The sequence below is a fragment of the Staphylococcus debuckii genome, assembly GCF_003718735.1.
GTDB classification, from domain to species: Bacteria; Bacillota; Bacilli; order Staphylococcales; family Staphylococcaceae; genus Staphylococcus; species Staphylococcus debuckii.
This window is the reverse complement of the sequence record NZ_CP033460.1, coordinates 176,203-193,156: the sequence shown is the minus strand read 5'-3', so window position 1 is coordinate 193,156 and position 16,954 is coordinate 176,203. Positions and strand designations below refer to the sequence as shown.

The window sequence follows — 16,954 nt, the reverse complement described above, 5'->3', positions numbered from 1 at the left end:
TAAATTAAGATCAAACAGAATTACGTTTTAAGCGATTCATACGCATATTATAATTGTAAGAAGTTACAAAAGTACAACGGAAAAAAGAGAGGCGAGTCAACGTAAAGTTGTTTCGCCTCTCTTTTTTATTTAATATATAAACTTTTCCAAAATAGAACACTGGATATCAGGCTTCAACACTCACGGGGTGGTGGGAGGTGCTGCCTGATATCCAGTGTCTTCTTTTTATAATTAGTAAAAGGAGTTAGGTTATTGCCGTTTATCGGGAACTGGCAATAAAATGAATTTCAGTATACATCCCTATCGGGTGAAGATGTATACCGGATAATGAAAAGATGTTCTTAATCGGGTTTAAGAACAGTGGCGATTCATGCCCCAATTCCTGTGGACCCAGGGCATGTAGCCAACATATTAAGTTCACTCATAATGGCTGCTTATAATGGATGATCGCGTGTCCATTATTGCTTATCTGGAGTGATAGCAAATGCTCGGACAGGGAATCCGGGAGCATCTGCGGGTTTAGGGCTGATTGTATAAATTACCGCACCTCTTTCAGGGAGTTGATCAAGGTTTGTTAATAGTTCAATTTGGAAAGTATCTTGTCCTAAGACATAACGTTCGCCGATTAAGTCGCCGTGTTTTGCGACATCAACAGAGGCATCAGTATCAAATGTCTCATGACCTATGGAAGTCACACCACGTTCTTCAAGTAAGAATTGTAATGCATCTAATGCCCATCCTGGAGAGTGAGGATTGCCTTCAGCATCTTTATTCTCGAATTGTTCAACGTTCGGCCAACGTTTCGACCAGTCACTGCGGAACGCAACGAATGAATCAGGTTCGATACGGCCATGTGCCTCTTCCCAGTTCAATAAATCTTCACGTGTAAGACGGAAATCAGAATTTTCGGCTACCTCTTTAGAATAGTCGAGCACGATGAGGGGCAATACTAATTCTTTTAAATCGAGCTCGTGCAAATAGCGTTTATGTTCTACAAAGTGGATAGGAGCATCAATATGTGTGCCATATTGCGTTGCAACACTCCATCTTTGTACGAAAAATCCATCTTCAGGTACTGTACTGATTGTATCGATATATGCTTCTTCTAAAGCGCTGAAATGTGGACTCTTTGAATCAAATGTATGTGTCAAATCGACCCATTTATTTTCTTTCAAAGTTTTCAGCTGATCCCATAAAGGATAACTCATGATAAACACCTCGCTGCAACTGCATTGTTGTTATTAAAAAAATAGTAATACTTTACATTGAGTTGGCAACATGATTAGGGGAAGGAGAGGCCTAATCATGTATTACCATGCTCAATATTTATTGGTTTATGCTGTTTCTTGACCTTGTTCGTGACGTAATTTTTTAACTGCTGATACTAAGACAGATAATGCTTCTTTTACTTGATCTTCGTTACGTGTTTTCAAGCCGCAGTCTGGGTTAACCCAGAATAATGAACGGTCGATTTCTTGTAGTCCACGATTGATAGCTACTGTAATTTCTTCTTCAGTCGGGATACGTGGGCTGTGAATATCATAAACACCTAATCCGATACCTAAATCATACGTAATATCCTCGAAGTCTTTAATTAGTGCACCATGGCTGCGAGATGTTTCGATTGAAATCACATCTGCATCTAAATCGTGGATAGTATGAATGATTTCGCCGAATTGAGAATAACACATATGTGTATGGATTTGCGTAGCATCCGCCACAGAAGACGTAGCTAAGCGGAATGAGCGCAACGCTTGTTTCAAGTACTCTTCATGGTATTCTTTGCGAAGCGGTAAGCCTTCACGCAATGCTGGTTCGTCTACTTGGATAATTTTAATGCCAGCGTCTTCTAATGCTAATACTTCTTCGTTGATAGCTAAAGCGATTTGATCTTGAACTTCTTGGCGTGGAATATCTACGCGTTCGAATGACCAGTTCAAGATGGTAACCGGACCTGTCAGCATTCCTTTTACAGGGTGGTCTGTTAAACTTTGTGCGTATGCTGTTTCTTCTACTGTAATTGGTTTCGTCCATTTAACGTCTCCGTAGATTACTGGCGGCTTGACCGCACGAGAACCGTAAGATTGTACCCATCCGAATTTTGTAACTAAGAAGCCTTGCAGTCTTTCACCGAAGAATTCAACCATGTCGTTACGTTCGAATTCACCGTGTACAAACACATCTAAACCGATATCTTCTTGGATTTGAATCCAACGTGCGATTTCATCACGCAAGAATTGATTATACTCTTCATCGCTGATGCGGTGGTTTTTCCAATCTGCACGTTTCTTACGTACTTCTTTAGTTTGTGGGAATGAACCGATTGTTGTTGTTGGCAGCTCTGGTAATTTCAAGCGTGCATCTTGTACTCTCTTACGTTCAGGGAATGCTGATTCACGATTGGTACGTACGCTGTCGAAATCATATTCAAGGTTTTTGAATGCTTGATTTTGGAAACGTTCGTATTGTGCTTTCAATTGATCGTATTTTTCTGTATCTCCATCGTTGATAAGACGTTTTAAAGCATCTAACTCATCTAATTTTTCAGTAGCGAAGCTTAAACCTTCTTCAATTGTTTCATCTAGCACTTCATCATCTAAAGAAACTGGAACATGGAGTAAAGAAGAAGACGGTTGGATGACTAACTCGTCTGTAAATTGTTGTAATTCTTCGATCAAATCTTTCTTCACTTCGATGTCTGCAGCCCATACATTACGACCGTCTACAATACCTGCGTATAAGGCTTTGTCTTTAGATAATTTGCCATCTCTGATTTGTTGTAAGTTGACACCGCGATCATGTACGAAGTCTAAGCCTAAGCCTTTAACTGGCAAGCTGTTTACAAACTCTAAATCTACATGTTCGAAGTAAGTTTGGATGACTAATTTGTCGCCTAAACCTGCTTTATCAAAGTAATCGTAAACGTGATGTGTAATGTCTTCTAAATCTTTAGCGTTGTCAGTGACTAATACAGGTTCATCGATTTGGATATATTCAGCACCTGCATCTACTAATGATTGTAAAACTTCTTTGTAAAGCGGCAATAATGTTTCTACCTTTTCCTCAAATGATTGTTCGCCGCCACGTGATAATTGTACGAATGACACTGGTCCTAAGATAACTGGATGTGCTGGCACATTTAATTGTTGTGCGAATTGGAATCTTTCAAGTAAAACATTGCGATTTAATTTAGGTTCTGCATGGTCCCATTCAGGTACGATGTAGTGATAGTTTGTGTTGAACCATTTAATTAAGGCACTAGCGACATGATCTTTCGTACCGCGAGCGATATCAAATAATAAATCGTCGTTTACTTCTTGACCTTGGAAACGTTCTGGAATGATGTTGAATAATAATGATGTATCCAGTACGTGATCGTATAATGAGAAATCTCCGACTGGTACACTGTCGATGTTATAGTTTTTTTGTAAGAGTAAATTTTCTTTATGCAAATCGTTAAGTGTTGCTGTTAATTCATCATAATTTGTTTTGCCTGCCCAATAACTTTCGATGGCTTTCTTCCATTCTCTTTTGCGTCCTAAACGTGGGAATCCGATATTAGCTGTTTTAATTGTCATATTATTGCCTCCTGGTTACTTTCAGTTTTAGATTTAAAATAAGTTGCAAGTTCTAATGAATAATCAACTTGTTCAAATGGGGTGATGAGATATAAACCATTAAAGTGTTTGGTTACTTCATCTACTAGCTCTCTGCAAATTTTTAAGCTGAGTTCTTTTGTTTTTTGCTTATCATGTTGAACCGCTTCAAATTCCTCTAGTATTTCTTCAGGTAAGGTAATGCCTGGTACTTCATTGTGTAAAAATTGTGCGTTTCTGTAACTGGTAATCGGCATAATACCGATGAAGAAAGGGGCATCTAAATGTGCTGTCTTTTCAGCAATTTCTTGAATCCTTTCTACCGTGTATACAGGCTGTGTAATAAAATAATTCATTCCGCTGTCGACTTTCTTATCCAAACGTCGTACGGCTGCTTCCATCTTGCGGACATTCGGGTTGAAGGCTCCTGCAATGTTGAAGTTGGTAGTCGTTTTCAAAGCGCCGCCGTCGATGTTCAAGCCTTGGTTGAAGCGGACAGCTAGTTCAGTCAATCCTTTGGAATTCACATCATAAACATTTGTAGCGCCTGGCAGATGACCTACCTTTGAAGGATCACCGGTAATAGCCAGAATTTCGTTGATGCCCAATAGTGATAAACCTAATAAGTGGGATTGCAGCCCGATCAAGTTCCTGTCTCGGCAAGTGATGTGTACTAAAGGTTCAATATTATAGTTTTGTTTAATAATGCTGGCTGCAGCGATATTGCTGACCCGCACTGTTGCTAATGAATTGTCGGCTAAGGTAATCGCATCTACCTTTGCTTTATCAAGCTTCGTCACATTAGCAAAGAATTTCGTAGTATCTAAATGTTTCGGTGTATCAAGTTCTACAATAACGGTAGGACCTGCTTTCACTTTCGTTGTCAGATTGTCTTTGCGAACCGGAATGGAAGGGTGATTGCTCTTGCGTCTGATAGGAATCACTTTCTTCTCATTAATCGGTTTTAACCCTTCTACCGCTTCTTTAATGTAATGAATATGTTCGGGTGTAGTGCCGCAACAACCGCCGATCAAGTGTACGCCTTCTTTGACGAGTGACTTTGCGACTTTGCCGAAATAAGTGGCATTATCGCTATATTTAATTGAAGAATTTTCAAAGTCTAGCAAACTCGCATTCGGATAGCACGATAATAAGGCATGTTGCGGAAGTTCGATATGAGTAAAGGATTGCTGCATATGGTGTGGACCATGATGACAATTCAATCCGATTACATCTGCGCCTTCCGCTTCTACTTGTTTCAAGGCTTCATTAATTTCAGTGCCGTCTTGCAAGTAATTCGTGTTGGAAGCGGTAAGTTGTGCGATAACTGGAATATCGTACTTTTTCTTGGTTGCCCTGATGACTTGCAAGAGTTCATTCAAATCATAATACGTTTCAAATAGCAGGGCGTCTACCCCTTCATCGATTAAAGTTTCGATTTGGATATCTGTATGATAAAGAATGGTAGATAAAGATAATTCATTCTGCTGTACACCTTTAAATCCACCTACCGTTCCTAAAATGAAGGTATCTTCGTCAGCGGCTTTCTTCGCAATTCTGACGCCAGCACGAGTGATATCTTTCACGCGATGTTCCAAGCCGAATGTTTGGAGCTTCTCAAAATTAGCGCCATACGTATTGGTTTGGATGACATCTGCGCCTGCTTGAATGTAAGAACGATGAATCCGTTCAATTTTATGCGGGTGTGTCAGGTTATAAGCTTCGGGACAAGTATCGATCCCTTCGGAGTAAAGAATCGTTCCTATTGCACCGTCAGCTACTAAGACGTTCTCTTTCAAAGTTTGTAGAAATCGGTTCATAGTATGCTTCCTCCAATGCTGCTTCAAAATCTGCAATCAATTCGTCAGGGTCTTCTAATCCAACACTTAATCTCAGTAAGTCGAAGGTAATGCCGCGTTCATTGCGTACATCTTCAGGAACTGAAGCGTGAGACATTGTAGCTGGATGAGAAACAATTGTTTGAATACCGCCTAAGCTGACTGCAATTTGAGGTATTTTCAGAGCCTTTGCGAATTCGGGCACTTTTTCAGGATCGCTTAAGCGGAAACTTAAAACTGCACCGCCATTTTCAGCTTGCTTTTGATTGATTTCATCATTTCCTGGGTAATAAACTTCGGTAATTTCCGGACGAGATTTTAAGAATTCAACAATTTTTTGTGTATTGTGTACGGATTGATTCCAACGTACATGCAATGTTTTAAGGTGTTTTGTCAGCGTCCAGCTATCTTGTGCTGATAAACCGCTGCCTAACGTATTTTGGATAAATCTTAATTGTTCTGCGACTTCCGCATTGTTCGTTACCACGATGCCTGCGATTAGATCGCTGTGGCCACTTAAGAATTTAGTAGCACTGTGACTGACAATATCAGCGCCTAATTCTAAAGGTTTCTGTGATAAAGGTGTTAAGAAAGTGTTGTCTACTGAAAGCAGCAAGTTGTGCGCTTTCGCTACATCTGCAATCGCTTGGATGTCTGTCACTTTAAATAATGGATTAGATGGTGTTTCAATATGAATTAGTTTCGTATTATCTTTAATCGCTTTCTCTACTTCTGCAGGATTAGTAGTATCGACTGTAGTTACTTCGATGTTCAACCCTGGTAAGAACTGTGTACATAAGCGATAAGTTCCGCCATAAACGTCATTCGGTATAATGAGATGGTCTCCGCTTTCTAGTAAAAAGAAAACTGCTGAAATTGCGCCGATGCCGGAATTGTAGGCGATGCCGTAATCTGCACCTTCAAGCGCTGCAATTTTTTCTTCTAATACTTCACGATTCGGATGACCTGATCTGGCGTAGTCATAAGCAACTTCTGAACCGATTAATTCTGTCGGAAAAGTTGATGAATCGTATAATGGCGGATTGGCTGCTAAGATATGCGGGAATTGGTGATGCTTGATTAAATTTGTTTCTGATGATAGTGACATAGAATAAACACTCCTTTAGTTATTGAGATTGCTTTTGGCTGCGGAAGTTCTGGAACTAAGGAGGAAAGCTGACCACGAAAAAAAGCTTCCGTCCTTTAAACCCGAACAAAATCGGATGTAAAGGACGAAAGCTTGAGCTTCGCGGTACCACCTTAATTCGCTGCTTTATTGCTAAAGCAACCTCTTCCAGTACGCTAAATCTGTTGATGGCTCTGATACTGAATGAAGGCCCGCTATTAAAAAATAACGTTTCGTTATCCAGTACGCCATTGTGCAAAAATGTTAATACTGTAGCGCTGTAACGGGCGCCCCCGTTGATGCCTCATATCGACATCACCACTCCAAGGCCATTTTCAAACTTTCTTTCTGCGCCTCCTTTCAGCAATTGGAGGCTCTCTGTGCCAGCAGTGTAAGTTCTACTTTCCTTATTATCGTGTTTAAGAACGATATTCAATTATCTTTCTTTGTGTAAAATGTTTTGTTTTTTGTTGATGACCACATTGTATATTGCTCTGTATAGCTTTGTCAACAGAATTTTCAGAATTATTTGTTAAAGAAATTTTACAACACGATTCAATCCTTACAGCTTCAAGGGATTGAAGGAATCAAAATTTTTTGAATTTTTTATTTTGATTCTTCTCTCCAGAGCTTTCTTTTCCAAGTGAAAAAGAAAAATTGCTTTATTGCGAACGGTATTTTTCATACAATAAGAGAGGAGTATCAATGTGAAAGGTGGGCTGCGATGTGTCTGAGGAAATGCATGATTCGCAAGCACAAGTTGAAGAGGTAAGTTTAGATCAGATTCGCCCTAATCCGTATCAGCCACGTAAGCATTTTGAAGCCGCTAAATTAGAGGATTTGGCTGCGTCTATTAGTGAGCATGGGGTCTTGCAGCCGATTATTCTGCGGAAAACAGTACGTGGTTATCACATCGTAGTGGGCGAGCGGCGTTTTCGTGCTTCTCAAAAGGCTGGGAAGACGCATATTCCGGCGATTGTGAAGGACATGACGGAAGCGGAGATGATGGAGCTTGCGATTATCGAGAATTTGCAGCGTGAAGATTTGAATGCGGTGGAGGAAGCGGAAAGTTACCGTAAACTCATGGATGATTTGAAGCTGACGCAAAAGGAAGTGGCGACTAGATTAGGAAAATCGCGGCCTTACATTGCGAACATGCTGCGCTTATTGAATTTACCGCCGGCGATTACCGGATACATTAAAGCGGGCAAACTGTCTGGTGCGCATGGCCGGACTTTATTGGTGCTGAAAGATGAGCCGACGATGAAACGCACCGCGAAACAAGCTATTCGCGAAGCATGGAGTGTGCGCTATTTGGAGAAGTATGTCAGTGAATTGACTTCTGAGGAAAAGAAACCGTCTAAAGAGGAGCCGTCTCCTAAAAAGCCGCGCCTGATTCAAAGAGAAGAACGGCGCTTGAAAGAGCGTTATGGAACCAATGTCGCTATTACGACAAAACGCAATAAAGGACAGATTACATTTGAATTTACGTCTGAAGAAGAATTCTTACGCTTAATAGAAGCTTTCAATAGCGAATCGTAAGAAATTGAGCGCAATTCATGGTAAAATATATATTTGATGTAAAAATAGGATATTAAAAACATCTTGCAGTAAGACTGGAGGAAAACGGCTTGAACACGTTTTGGAATACTTTAAATGGGGTCTTCAATTCATTGATTGAACCTTTTACGAAGTCTGAAACCTATGCAGAAATCTTAAATAGGCTCATCATGATCCTGATTTATATTATTGTCGCAATCATTGTTATTAAAGTCTTGAATAAATCAATTGAACAATTTTTTAAATTGCAAAACCGTACGAGTCATGGCAGAAAGCGTTCGATTACACTGACTGCTTTGGTCAAAAATGTTGTACGTTATGTGGTCTGGTTTATCGTATTGACTACAATCTTAGGTAAATTCGGTATTAGTGTCTCGGGTCTCTTAGCTGGAGCTGGAGTTGTCGGTCTGGCAATCGGCTTTGGTGCGCAGACGATTGTTAAAGATATTATTACAGGATTCTTTATTATCTTCGAAAATCAATTTGATGTTGGAGATTATGTTAAAATCAATATGAACGGAACTCCGATTACAGAGGGAACAGTTCAGTCTATTGGTCTGCGTTCGACACGCATTCATGCTTATACTGGCGAGCTTACAGTTTTGCCGAATAGTGTGATGTCTGAGATTACCAACTTTTCAGTCTCAAACGCAAAAGCCTTAGTTGAAGTACCGATTGCAATGGATGAAGATGTGGATAAAGTTGAACAGAAATTAAATGATTTCTTAGCTACTTTACATTCAAGTTATTATATTTTTGTGTCGAAGCCTGAAATTCTAGGAATTGAGGATTTGACAGGAAATGCTTATATTCTTAAAGTTGCGGCTGAAACAACACCGAATAATGCAGTGCCAGGTTCACGTATTTTGCGTAAAGAGATTGCAAACTTCTTGAATAAAGAAGGAATCAAATCTCCTACACCAGTTATGATGCAATATAACGGTCAATTCGGGCAAAGTGACAATTCATAATGATGGAGGATTGTGTAAATGGCAGCACAGTATGGTCTCAATGATATTGTAGAAATGAAAAAAGCGCATGCTTGCGGTGCAAATCGCTTTAAAATTATACGCATGGGTGCTGATATTAGAATCAAATGCGAGAAGTGCCATCGAAGCATTATGATGCCTCGTACAGAGTTCAACAAAAAATTAAAAAAAGTACTTGTATCCAATGATACAAATGAGAAGGAGAATGAATAATGGCTTTAACAGCTGGTATCGTGGGCTTGCCGAACGTCGGAAAGTCTACACTATTTAACGCAATTACAAAAGCAGGTGCGCTTGCGGCAAACTATCCTTTTGCTACTATCGATCCTAACGTCGGAATTGTAGAAGTACCGGATTCTCGTTTGAAAGCACTCTCTGATATTGTGAATCCTAAAAAAATCATTCCGACTACTTTCGAATTTACAGATATTGCTGGAATTGTAAAAGGTGCGTCAAAAGGTGAAGGCCTTGGAAACAAATTCTTATCACATATCCGTGAAGTAGATGCGATTTGCCAAGTCGTACGTGCCTTTGATGATGAAAATGTGACGCACGTTTCTGGACGTGTCGACCCATTAGATGATATTGAAGTTATCAACATGGAACTTGTATTGGCTGATTTAGAATCAGTGGATAAACGTTTGCCACGTTTAGAAAAAATGGCGCGTCAAAAAGATAAAGATGCGGTTAATGAAGTACGTATTTTAGAACGTATTAAAGAAGCTTTAGAGGCCGGGGACCCTGTCCGCAGTCTTGAATTCAATGAAGAAGACACTAAATATGTCAAACAAGCGCAGTTATTAACTTCTAAACCTATGATTTATATCGCTAACGTAGGTGAAGATGAAATTAATGAAGCGGATAATGAAAAGGTACAAACGATTAAAGAATACGCTGATAAAGAAGGTTCTGAAGTAATTGTTATCAGTGCGAAAATCGAAGAAGAAATTGCAACGTTGGATGAAGAAGATAAAGAAATGTTCTTAGAAGACTTAGGTATCACTGAGCCTGGTCTGGATCGCTTAATCCGCAGCACTTACGACTTGTTGGGCCTTGCAACCTACTTTACTGCAGGTGTTCAAGAGGTGCGTGCTTGGACATTCCGTAAAGGCATGACAGCGCCACAATGTGCGGGAATTATTCATACAGACTTCGAACGTGGATTTATTCGTGCAGAAGTGACAAGCTTTGAAGACTATGTAGAAAATGATGGGGAACATGGTGCGAAAGAAGCGGGAAAAATGCGTTTAGAAGGTAAAGACTATATCATGCAAGACGGCGACGTTGTACACTTCAGATTTAACGTGTAAATAAAGCTAATAAATAAACGGAAAGGTTCTTAGATTAATCTAAGAACCTTTCCGTTTTTTATATCATTTTAAAGTTTATAGTACAACCATACGATATTGCCATCCAATTGTTCAACGTGGTCGATTTTATAATTTTGGATAACATCACTTTTATCTTTTTCATGATTATCAAATAAATGTGGACGGTTAAAATGATCATCCACTACAGGAGCGATGATGACACTAATTTCATCAACTAGTCCTTGTTCAAAGAAAGACCAGTTCACTCCACCACCGCCTGATAAGGTAAGTTTATCTAAGTTGAATAATTGATTTAATTTAGAGACAACAGATTTTAAATCTAATTTTTTATCTGGGCCACCAAAAACATAAGAAATATCGAGGTTTCTTAAATGTTCAAGGTAGGCATCAGATACCTTTTCTGAAAGTACTTCAATAACGTGCATTTTAGGTCGATCACGGTATTCTATATAGTTTTGTTCCCAAGCAGCTTTACCAGAGGGGTCAATAGAAATGACAAAATGGTCTAACTCTGTATTTGCGACAAAATCCTCATTTCTTGAATAAGATTTAGGATTTTCAGGTAAGCTTGGCATTTCTTTACTTGTAAAGTTTTCTTCGATAGTTTTACGTCCTAATATCATTGCATTTGAATTTATTTTTTCATCTGCGTATTCATATGCTTTTCCTAAGTTTGCTCCGGCAGCTTTATTATAAGGCCCTGTGATATTACCGTTAATTGATTCAGACATATGCAAAATTATTTTTGGTCGAGTCATCAAAATACCTCCTATTATAGTTAAAAGAAATATAATCAAGCTATTTCTTATTTTTATATAATAAACGGTAACACCTGAAATAAATATTACAAATAATAGAGGTCGAAAAGAGAGTAATAATACTCATATACGAAAAAAAGAGTTTAACTAGACTGAAGGGAGTCTAATTAAACTCTTTTTATTATAAATTTAAACAGTCTCGTTACACTCTCACTCGAGATTTCATGCGTAAATAATAAATAAAGTTATAGTTGAAATAATGCTTTCCTTTGGCAAAGTTGGGGATAAGTATTTTTTGTTTGAAATAATGCTGTTAAAAACCAAAAATTAATATATAATAAGAATATTGAAAATGGCGAGGGTAAAGCGCAGTCTGATGGCATGTTTACTTTACAACTTATCCATATATCTAATAATACAACTTAGAAAGAGGAGCGTAAATGAAGAAAAAAACTAAAGTGTCATTATTAATCGGGTTGGGAATAATAGTAATTTTTTTAACTTCTTTATTTATTTTCAAAACGTTCGGACCACAATCAGATTCAAACGCAAAGGACAGAAGCTTATTAAAAATCAATACAAAATCTGCTTCAGAATTAGAAGAAGAATTAAACAAACAACCAGTAAAAATTGTCAATAGTGCTTATGTGGTAAAAGATGAAAGATTGAAAAGTTTATATCCAGATGCTATAACAGCAGATTTAAAGAATAATAGTGATAAAGATATAAAGAATATCATGATGGGATATGTAGCTTGGGATAAAAATGGTTTACCAGTTAAAGTGAAAGGACACTTAGACTTTCATCCTGCATATTTAAGAAAAGTACTTGTTCAAGATGGTAATATGGCGGCTAAGTCAACAGATATTTATACTACAGGATATGAATTAGATAATGAAACGTCTATTGCAATCTTTAAGCCTATCGTTTTAGAATATGAAGATTTTGACGGGAAAACTTGGAAAAATCCAGAAATTGATAACTTTAAAAAGATATATGAAAATAAAAAGCTGTCTGATATTAAAGGATATAAAGAATTAGTTACTTATAAAGAACAAGAAAATCAACAAAACGAAGAACAACAAAACCAATAATCTATTTAAGCAATCGTCCAAAGGATGCGATTGCTTTTTAACTTCTTTTAAAAGTTATTTTGTTACTTAACAATCCTATTTTTAAATTTTTAGGTTTTTTACATGAAAATTTTCGCTAATTTCAATAAAAACATGTTAAAATAATAGTAGTAAATAACAACATGAGAAGTGATGAAATATATGACAAAACAACAAAAAAGGAATATCGTTTTTCGACCGCAAAGCAAGAACCACTACCGCATTAGGAAGTTCAGTGTAGGACTTGCATCTGTTCTCTTTGGAACATTTTTAGTTTACGCAAATCCTGCTGAAGCAGCTGAAACAGAAGCAGCTCCTCCTCCTCAAGCAGAAAAGGTCAATCAGCCAAGTACCACGCTTACTGAAAATATTGATCAAGCACCTAAGAATAAGCAACCTGAAACCTCTGAAATTTCTCAATTACAGAATCAGCAGCCAAAAGAAAATCCAACCGATCAACCACCTATTCACACTGAAAACCAAGCTACATTAGACAATAAAGTAGTTACACAAGATAAACCAACTGAGACGCTTACATCGCTGGAAACTACGAAAACCCCTGTTCATACTGAAACTCAAAAGCCGAATTATCATGCACCTTCACCAGAAGTTAATGCAACAAGTATTCCAACTGTAAAAGACATTCAGGAGCAAGTCTATTCAAAATCAGTAACTGTTTATCCAGCGTCAAAAGCTGCTAAGACAGCTAAAGAACAACGTGGTATTAACCAAGCACGTGAAAGTCTTGGCCTCATTGTGCCTAAAAATAAAAAACTTCATATTCGCCAAGGGAAAGGGAGTAATGAAGCAAATTTACGTGTAGATTTAATGACAGATGATAATCAACAAATTAAGAACGCAACAGTTTCTAATAATGGCTCATGGACCGAAGTTTCTACAGGCATAGATAGCGCGGCATTTCTACGTATTCCAACAGGTTTAAAACGTAATCCGATTGTTGAATATTACGTAGAAGATGATGCAGGCATTACCTTGCCTACTTTTCGCAAAAATGGAGATCAACAAGCATTTATTGATGATTGGAAGGCACGAAAAACGCCGTATGGTTATGTAGAAGGAGATAAAATTGCTTTCTTAATTCCTAAAATTGATCTTCCTAGAATCGAAAAATTCGGCGTCAAACCTTCGAATTTAAGTTTTAAAAATTTGGATGACATGATTATTTATTACGAAGATATTATTAAGCATTATGATGAATGGGTCGGTTTGAACGAGGATATTAATTCTATACATTATAATGTGCCTCAAAAATATTTTACAATTGCTGATAAACATGGTTATGGCCTAGCTTATTATTCATCTAATTTAATGGGCTCAAATAACCCATCAATGTATGGCTATTTAGAAAAAGGATGGCTTTCATTACATGAGGTAGGCCATGGATACGATGGCATCATGGTTAACGATGAAAAGATGAATTTGATGGAGGTCGAAAATAATATTTTAGCGAACCAATATCAAACAACCGTGATGGGGATTGATAATGGTTGGTTATACGAAGGTCACCAAGAAAGCACGCAACGTAATATTCATAATCGGATTATCAATTTACATGGAACATTTAAATTTGGAAACATCGGTTATAGAGAACGCTTAGACTTCATGACGAAAATGGTAAGACTCATTGGAATAGAAGGCTTTACAGAAATGTGGAAAGGAATTAGAGCAGAAGAAGCGGTAGCAGATAGACTGCACATACCGTTTAACCAAGATGTACCCCGATGGATTAATACTTATTGGTTAGCAAATCACGGAGTAAACGGTACAGCTTACTTTGATTTATATAATATTGAGCTATCGCAAAATTTAAAAGACGAGCTTTCTGCTTATAATAATAGTTTCGCTTATCCGCTTGCAATGTTGATTCAAGATAAAGCAGAATTACAACGCATTAAACAGAAGTTGAATCTTGCTACTGAATATGAATTAGTAAAATCCTCTGATTTAGCAGATACCTCTGTTTATTCAAACGCTGAAATTACTCTGAATTTAAATGACCAGACTTTAGCTGAAAACGTAAAGGTCAGCTTGTTAGAAAATGGAAAAGAAGTTGCACAAGCGACAGTACAAGACGGTAAGGTAGTCTTCCCTCACTTGAGAGCAGGCGTTTATCAAATTGAAGCACCTTTAACTTTGGATAATGCCTTACCTAGAAGCCAATATTTGATTGTTAAAGAGAAAGGTAATAATCAAGCTGTTTTAGACTACCCGACGTATAAAGGCACACAATCAAATGTTGCACAACGGTTATCTTTAAGAGGATTAAGCGATAGAGAATTTGCATATGCAGATTACTATCCAGACAAGAAAAAAGTAGAATTCGTAGAAAATAGCGGCAAACCGCATCTCTATTTTACGGATGAGTATGCCCATGTCAAAATTGAAAAGGCTGATGGCACCGTCTTGTTAGATAAATCACTAGCAGGAAATCGTAACTTTGCATATAAAATCAAAGCATTTAATTTAGATTATGGAGATAAGATTATAGTACGCCACCGAGAACCTGCTGCGAGACGTAAGGTTGTTCGAAAAGAAACGAATGAAGATCTCGTCTTTCCGTATGCTAGCAATGAAATCGTAACGTACACACTTACAGATAAAGGCTATATTATAAATAACGAAACTGAAGCTGATGCCAATAGAAGATATAGTACAGCAATTACTTCAGATGTGGATAAAATAGCAGTTGATATTAAAGCGCATCCTGATAGAGATTATCGCACAAGATTATTTCACATACTGCAAGGCACGAAATATACTAATGATGCCTTAAAGGATGAATTAGAAGGTATCTTACAACCTTTTGCTGAAAAATATTATGTGAAAGCACCTGTTGTGAATCACATTGAAAAAAGTGCGACAACAATAACTGGAGAAGGACAACCGGAAAGCACTATTGTTGTCACTTTTCCAAACCAAACTGCTTCAACAGTTGAGGTTGATACAGAAGGAAAATGGAAAATCAATGTTCCAGAAGGACTCTATTTAGAACATAACGATGTTACGTTAGTTAAAGCAATAGGAGCATTAGGTTCTACAAGCAATGAAGTGAAAGGAAAAGTTGAGGATAGTATTAGACCTGCAGCACCTTATGTAAATGCGATTGAAACGGGAATGAGTGAAATTACAGGAACAAGTGAACCTAATAGTTCAGTATTTATCACTATACCAGGAGAAGCAACAGTAGAAGTTGAAGCCGATAACGAAGGAAAATGGAAATTAGAAACCAATAATAAGTTAAGTTATGGTTCAACTATTGAAGTATCAGCTAAAGATTCAGCTGGAAACTCCTCTGAAAATGTAACTATACTTGTACAAGATACGGTAGCTCCAGAGCTTCCTACTATCAATAATGTAAAATCGACTGATACTGAAGTGACGGGGACAGCCGAACCGAATTCTCAAATTATAATTGAACTGTCCGATGGAAATGTGTGGACTACTGAAGCGGATAATATAGGTCAGTGGAGATACGAATTAGATGGAAGCACGTCATTAAAAGGTGACACTCTGATAAAAGTAACAGCCGCAGATAAAGCGAGTAACCAATCTTCGAAAGCCGAAAGCATAGTAGAAAATATAGTGATGCCACTGCCGAATGAGTCAGAAACAGCGCCATCACTGCCAGAAGAACCTATGAAAAATGAAGAAAATATAGAGTTGCCAAAAGAAGAACAAACTGAAAATGAAAAATCAGCAGAGCTTAAGAATGATGAAACGCAGGAAGTAATTGAGGAGCCGAGTAAAGAGAATCATGAAGTAGAAAAAGGTTTCCAAGAGAACGAAGCAAAAGAAGAATTTAATGAGTGTGGAATTGAAGAAGTAATCGAAGAGGAACATCTTGAAAATAATAAAGTAGAGGAATCTTTCGAAGAAGAAACACATAATTCACAAGAACAAGTTGTTGAAGAAAAACAATCTAATGAAGAGAAAAAAGAAACAAACTCTATGAATCAAACAGTTACTGTGAAAGAAAACGAACCAGAAAATAATGAAGTGACTGAAAATAAGGCGGTAGGTACAGACGAATCTGAAAAAGTAACTATACCGTGTCGGATTGATTCTAATAAAGGTAGTATTTTGAATAAGGATAAGCAAGATACACAAAACTTAATGATTGGTACTAAACATGGAATCACACTAGGTGAACCAAATACAGTTACATCAGAAGAAAAGGATCTTGCTGATGGTAAAACTATTAAAGAGAATTTAGTAGGTGTGAGACATCCTAAGATGAAAAATAATTCAATTTATCAATCTAAACCGGAGGAAACTCATCTAGCAGAACTACCAATGACAGGAGTTTTAGCTAAAGGAAGTAAGATTCCTGGAGGATTATTACTAATTTTCGGATTAACATTTTTAGGAATAATAGCTAATCGCAAGAAAAAAGACGAACGTTAGATTATAAAAAATGAGATTAGATTTGTGTTCTAGGGCGTTCGGAGTATAATTTTTAGTTATTAAATAACGTTCGTGTTTTTAGAGGGCTTTAGTAAGAGTTCCGGATAAACTATTAACTAGATCAATAGTATTATAATTTCATAGAGTTCTCTAATATATAAGAAATTTAGAAAGACTTCTGGTTGTATAAAAAAAAGAAGAGCCGCAACAAGGCGATCT

General features: G+C 37.5%; 11 protein-coding genes and 1 other annotated feature. Of the genes, 6 read left to right on the top strand and 5 right to left on the bottom strand.

Translation table 11 applies throughout. From position 1 onward, the window contains the following. Positions 1-458: 458 nt before the first annotated feature. From CNQ82_RS00965 to CNQ82_RS00950, 4 genes are all read right to left on the bottom strand, one after another. Entirely contained in the window at positions 459-1,211 is a 753-nt protein-coding gene (locus CNQ82_RS00965; protein WP_164711982.1) for a cyclase family protein, read from the bottom strand. A gap of 123 nt (positions 1,212-1,334) precedes the next feature. Further along, on the bottom strand, positions 1,335-3,578 hold the full coding sequence (gene metE, locus CNQ82_RS00960) for a 5-methyltetrahydropteroyltriglutamate--homocysteine S-methyltransferase (RefSeq protein ID WP_123143670.1): 2,244 nt from the start codon (positions 3,576-3,578) through the stop codon (positions 1,335-1,337). Next, a complete protein-coding gene (locus tag CNQ82_RS00955) occupies positions 3,575-5,416 on the bottom strand; it encodes a bifunctional homocysteine S-methyltransferase/methylenetetrahydrofolate reductase (protein ID WP_123143669.1) in 1,842 nt (613 codons plus the stop codon). Before CNQ82_RS00955 ends, metE begins: the two co-directional genes overlap by 4 nt. Continuing rightward, entirely contained in the window at positions 5,370-6,542 is a 1,173-nt protein-coding gene (locus CNQ82_RS00950) for a trans-sulfuration enzyme family protein (RefSeq protein WP_123143668.1), read from the bottom strand. Before CNQ82_RS00950 ends, CNQ82_RS00955 begins: the two co-directional genes overlap by 47 nt. A gap of 117 nt (positions 6,543-6,659) precedes the next feature. Continuing rightward, positions 6,660-6,983: a binding site (T-box leader), on the bottom strand. 315 nt (positions 6,984-7,298) lie between these two features. Between CNQ82_RS00950 and CNQ82_RS00945 the strand changes: the two genes are divergently transcribed. From CNQ82_RS00945 to ychF, 4 genes are all read left to right on the top strand, one after another. Next, positions 7,299-8,102: a ParB/RepB/Spo0J family partition protein gene (locus CNQ82_RS00945; RefSeq protein ID WP_123145608.1), complete on the top strand. Its 804-nt coding sequence runs from the start codon at positions 7,299-7,301 to the stop codon at positions 8,100-8,102. Between the two features lie 89 nt (positions 8,103-8,191). Further along, positions 8,192-9,091, top strand: a complete 900-nt coding sequence (locus CNQ82_RS00940) for a mechanosensitive ion channel family protein (protein WP_123143667.1) — start codon at positions 8,192-8,194, stop codon at positions 9,089-9,091. Between the two features lie 18 nt (positions 9,092-9,109). Continuing rightward, entirely contained in the window at positions 9,110-9,322 is a 213-nt protein-coding gene (locus CNQ82_RS00935) for a DUF951 domain-containing protein (protein WP_095107140.1), read from the top strand. After that, on the top strand, positions 9,322-10,419 hold the full coding sequence (ychF, locus tag CNQ82_RS00930; protein ID WP_123143666.1) for a redox-regulated ATPase YchF: 1,098 nt from the start codon (positions 9,322-9,324) through the stop codon (positions 10,417-10,419). The genes CNQ82_RS00935 and ychF overlap by 1 nt, the downstream gene beginning before the upstream one ends. A 68-nt stretch (positions 10,420-10,487) precedes the next feature. On the opposite strand, the gene CNQ82_RS00925 is transcribed toward ychF, so the two are convergent. Further along, positions 10,488-11,198, bottom strand: a complete 711-nt coding sequence (locus tag CNQ82_RS00925) for a dihydrofolate reductase family protein (protein ID WP_123143665.1) — start codon at positions 11,196-11,198, stop codon at positions 10,488-10,490. Positions 11,199-11,638: 440 nt separating this feature from the next. On the opposite strand from CNQ82_RS00925, the gene CNQ82_RS00920 reads away from it, so the two are divergent. Together CNQ82_RS00920 and CNQ82_RS00915 are read left to right on the top strand one after the other, a co-directional pair. Next, a complete protein-coding gene (locus tag CNQ82_RS00920; protein ID WP_123143664.1) occupies positions 11,639-12,292 on the top strand; it encodes a DUF5780 domain-containing protein in 654 nt (217 codons plus the stop codon). Between the two features lie 180 nt (positions 12,293-12,472). Continuing rightward, complete coding sequence (locus CNQ82_RS00915; RefSeq protein WP_164711917.1) at positions 12,473-16,735, top strand: Ig-like domain-containing protein; 4,263 nt, start codon at positions 12,473-12,475, stop codon at positions 16,733-16,735. Positions 16,736-16,954: the final 219 nt, after the last annotated feature.

Coding starts and splice junctions, on each gene's coding strand:
- metE (WP_123143670.1), bottom strand. CDS start 3,578: ATGACAATTAAAACAGCTAATATCGGATTCCCACGTTTAGGACGCAAA.
- CNQ82_RS00955 (WP_123143669.1), bottom strand. CDS start 5,416: ATGAACCGATTTCTACAAACTTTGAAAGAGAACGTCTTAGTAGCTGAC.
- CNQ82_RS00950 (WP_123143668.1), bottom strand. CDS start 6,542: ATGTCACTATCATCAGAAACAAATTTAATCAAGCATCACCAATTCCCG.
- CNQ82_RS00945 (WP_123145608.1), top strand. CDS start 7,299: ATGCATGATTCGCAAGCACAAGTTGAAGAGGTAAGTTTAGATCAGATT.
- CNQ82_RS00935 (WP_095107140.1), top strand. CDS start 9,110: ATGGCAGCACAGTATGGTCTCAATGATATTGTAGAAATGAAAAAAGCG.
- ychF (WP_123143666.1), top strand. CDS start 9,322: ATGGCTTTAACAGCTGGTATCGTGGGCTTGCCGAACGTCGGAAAGTCT.
- CNQ82_RS00925 (WP_123143665.1), bottom strand. CDS start 11,198: ATGACTCGACCAAAAATAATTTTGCATATGTCTGAATCAATTAACGGT.
- CNQ82_RS00920 (WP_123143664.1), top strand. CDS start 11,639: ATGAAGAAAAAAACTAAAGTGTCATTATTAATCGGGTTGGGAATAATA.
- CNQ82_RS00915 (WP_164711917.1), top strand. CDS start 12,473: ATGACAAAACAACAAAAAAGGAATATCGTTTTTCGACCGCAAAGCAAG.